Annotated in this window: 2 protein-coding genes; both read right to left on the reverse strand. The window is 69.7% G+C overall.

The window, feature by feature from the left end:
• Positions 1-359, reverse strand: a 359-nt coding sequence (locus RMO85_RS17395; protein WP_310529980.1) for a glycosyltransferase, incomplete at its 3' end; no start/stop codon positions are given.
• 20 nt (positions 360-379) lie between these two features.
• Positions 380-1,681, reverse strand: a 1,302-nt coding sequence (locus RMO85_RS17400) for a hypothetical protein (RefSeq protein WP_310529981.1), incomplete at its 5' end; no start/stop codon positions are given.

The raw sequence follows: 1,681 nt of genomic DNA on the forward strand, positions 1-1,681 counted from the left end.
CCGACCGCGATGTCGGCGCCGTCCAGGGCGGCCACCAGAGCAGGAACCATTTCCGGCGGGTGGGAGAGATCGGCATCCATCTGGACGACCGTTGCGTAGCCGTGATCGAGGGCCCAACCGAACCCGGCGCGATACGCCGCACCGAGCCCCAGTTTCTCGCCTCCGGCGAGCAGGAAGAGGCGACCGTCTTCGCGGGCCGCCTCCCGGATCCGTTCGGCCGTTCCGTCGGGGCTCTGGTCGTCAACGAACAGGACGTGCGCTGTCGGCGACGACTGCCGGACGCGGTGGAGCAGGTCGTTGATGTTGTCGGCTTCGTTGTAGGTGGGAATGACGATGACCGTCTGTCGGCTGCGGGTCATGGTTGTTCTTGGGGTGGGGTTCACGGGACGGGTGCCGCGTCGGTGGCGGCATTGAGTGGTGTCAGCTGGTGGAAGACGTGGCTTCCGTCGACGACGGCCACGTCGCCGTAGTGCGCGGACAGTGCGGCGCTTGCGGTGGATGCGTCTATTCCCCAGGCGTCGAGGCCCGCTCCGGTGGTTACGACCCAGTCGGGGCGCGACGAGCTGGCCAGGAGACTCGTCAACTCGGCCAAGTGCGGATCGCGCACCTTGACAGGCAGGCTCCAGAGCTCGGGGTAGGGACTGCTGAGCCCGCTGGCTTGCAGGATGTTGGGGTGCCCGTAGGCGATCACGGCGGTGTCGCCGCGCCGGGTGTGTGCCGAGAGCCACGAGGCGACGAGATCGCCTCCACCGAACGTGGACGGCCTCGCGCCGAGGACGCCGATCGCCACGAGGCTCGCCACCGTGGCGTAGCCCAGCACAGCCAGCAGCGAGGCTGGCACCGGTCGCGGCGAACGCACCGGGGGCACGTCGACGGCCTTGCTGGTGCTGGCGCAGACGGCGGCCACGGCCAGGACGAGACCGGGCAGCAGGACAAGCAGGTAGTGCAACCAGTAGCTCCCGCCGGCGACCACCGAGACGGACTCCCAGCCGAGGAGCGCGAGTGCGGGTGGACGCAGGTCCATGCCCCCGGGTGCGGCTCGTCTGCGCAGCCGTAGCGCGAACAGTACGACGATGGCCGGGGCGCCGCTGATGGCCAGAGAGGCCAGAACGTTGACCAGCCGTGCTGAGGTGGCTGGGCTGGCGGAGGAGTTGATGACCGCGGAGGCGTCGATGCGGAAGGTCACGACTGCCTCCCACAGCCCGGGCAGGGTGGTTCCCAGGGTGAGGGCGTGGGCGAGGACCAGGCTCACGCACACGACCGCCCCTGCGACGACGGCTGCCACCTCGCGGCCGGCGAACGCGACTCCTCGGTGTCGGGCGGTTCCGATCGCCAGCACCGCTGTCAGGACCAGGGCGTCGACTTCGTTCTGCTTGACGAGTACGGCGGCTGCCGCCGCTGCCCCCGCGGTGAACAGGATCCATGTGGCGGACCTGGGGGTGGTCGCGGCCCGGGCGTGTAGTACGCGCTCGGTGCTGAGCAGGACCAGCGTGACGGCGATGAGTTCGCCGTTGATCTCCATGGCTCCGAACAGCGGGTTGACCAGGAAGAGTGCGGCAGTCCCGGCCGTCAGGATGGGTGTCCAGATCGACGCGTGACCCCGTGGCACTGCCAGGGCACCGATGCGGCCGGCTAGGACGACCGAGAGCGCCACCAACCCAGCGCCGAGCAGGCGCAGCGC

The organism is Nocardioides sp., from assembly GCF_031422975.1.
In the GTDB taxonomy this organism is placed as follows: Bacteria; Actinomycetota; Actinomycetes; order Propionibacteriales; family Nocardioidaceae; genus Nocardioides.